The following is a 2133-nucleotide window of genomic DNA, read 5'->3' as shown; positions in this document are numbered from 1 at the left end:
TTGAAATTCCAAAGCCCTATTTTTTATTTTATTAAATTCGCAGATTAAATCATCCAAAAATAACGCGCTTATTGTTTTCATTATATTTTTTTCGCTCGTATAATGTTCGCCGAAACTTCTTCTTTTTTCTTTATCCGCAACGCATTGAAAAAGAGAACCGAATATTGCGGGCGAGATTCCGCTCCAGTTAAAATCGCAGCAGGCTAATAAAGATTTTCTCATGTCGGAATTAAAAGAAGGTATTTTTACGGGAATTTCAAATAAAGAACCGTTGATATAAGGAAAAGCGGCTAACGATTCGTCTAAAGTTTTTTGTCTTTTATCTTCGGGAGTATTTAAAACCTCAAATAATTGACTCAGCCATATTCCCGTATCGCTTCCGTCTTCTTTGGTTTTATCTTTTATAAAATATTTAAAATCTTCGTTTTTGAATATCGCCGTATTGTCGGCAAATAAACAGAATAAAATTCTCACTAAAAATAATTCCAAATCATGCTCTTTATAACCACTGTCTAAAAGTCTATCGTAGAGTTTTCCCATGAGTTCGGAGGCTTCCAAATTAACTGGTTCTAAATCTTTATAAATTATTTTTTTATAGCCCGCCATAAAACCGAATAAATTTATATTTGAGTATAATTCTTTTAATTTGAATTTATATTCTTTATTTTCTTCCAAATCATAAAGTTCAAAATCGTTAAAATCGGAAACCAATATATATTTTGGAAGTTCGTATTCTTTGATTCCGGGAAAATATTCCATAGCCTGTTCTTTCGCCTTGCTCAAATCTTTGCCGAAAGATTTATGTTCCACAAGTAAAACGCCTTTCCAAAATAAATCTATAAATCCAAAGTTGTTTCCTAATTTTTTAACTGGTTCTTCAAAACTTGCGACTCTTCTTCGGCTTATTCCAAATATTTCAAAAAATTCGTTATAAAAAGTTTGTTTTTCGGCGTTTTCTTTTTTTTCGTCTTCCCATTTTCTTTGAAATTCCAAAGCCCTATTTTTTATTTCGTTCCAAGACAGATTAGCCATTTTATAACTCCAATAATTCCAATATTATACTAACTATTTTTAATTTTTCAATATTGCTTAATTACGGAAAATTATTTATAAATATATTAAGAAAAATATATTTTAACTTTTTTAAATAAAAGCGAAACAAATATTATAAACCAATACCCATTCCGCTTTTAATTCTCTAATTATAATTTGTATTTTTATAACTTTAATCAATTAAATAAATAATCCAACGGCGAACCTCTCTTAATGAAAGGTTTTAATTCTTCAAAAGTGAAATTTAAGTAAATGGAGACGGTTTCATATCTATCTATATAATATTTACAAAAAATAATATCTTTAGGAGTAATAAGGAATTGATAATTATTATATTCATCATCATCAAAACTATAATAAGTTTCATCGTTATAATTATATTCGTCATAATTATCATCATTATTAGATGCATATTCCAATACTTTTTTCCTTAACAAAGCCAATAAATTTCTATCATTTAAATTTGAGATAAAATCTTTCATTTCAATCTTTTTACCTGTATTTATAGAATATGTGTCTAAATATCCCCAAGAAATCAATTTTTTAAAAATTATTATATTTTCATCAAGATAAGCAATTTCTGATGAACCATAATAATCTATATTATTTAAAGCTCTTACATTAAATATGAATTTATTATCATAATCTTCTTCTATTATACGAGCAGAGTTTACAGGTGTATTTGCCAAAGATAGATTAACATTTTTAGAATTATGCTTACCGCTAAAAACTATATCGCCTGACAAAGTTCCTGTAATTGTTCTTTCTTTACCATTATCATCACGATAGGATAATTTTAAATTCCGTCCGTCAAAACTTCCACTCAATCTATCACCAGTATTGAAGAAATACTTATTATAAATACTTTGGTTTTTAGTATAGTAAGAACCGTAAGCCCGCTCTCCAACTACATGCAAATACATAATGGCTCTTTCGTTTCCTTCCGTTCCCACTAAAAAGTAGAAATTTCCCGTTTCAACTTCTTGCGAATATGATACTTCATAATTTGAAAATACCATAACCATAACTAATACAAAAAACATAATTAAATTTTTCATTTTATTTTTTCTCCTTGATTTT

General features: G+C 27.6%; 2 protein-coding genes. Both read right to left on the bottom strand.

The features are described 5' to 3' along the window. On the bottom strand, positions 1-1032 hold a 1032-nt coding region (locus ACR0QS_RS12945; RefSeq protein WP_432633866.1), incomplete at its 3' end, for a type IIL restriction-modification enzyme MmeI. Positions 1033-1229: 197 nt separating this feature from the next. After that, the gene (locus ACR0QS_RS12940; RefSeq protein WP_432633865.1) at positions 1230-2111 is read right to left on the bottom strand and encodes a hypothetical protein; all 882 of its coding nucleotides are present in this window, start codon (positions 2109-2111) and stop codon (positions 1230-1232) included. Positions 2112-2133: the final 22 nt, after the last annotated feature.

The sequence above is a fragment of the Brachyspira sp. genome, from assembly GCF_050873525.1.
GTDB lineage: Bacteria > Spirochaetota > Brachyspiria > Brachyspirales > Brachyspiraceae > Brachyspira.
This window is presented reverse-complemented; position numbering and strand designations above follow the sequence as displayed.

Coding starts and splice junctions, on each gene's coding strand:
- ACR0QS_RS12940 (WP_432633865.1), bottom strand. CDS start 2,111: ATGAAAAATTTAATTATGTTTTTTGTATTAGTTATGGTTATGGTATTT.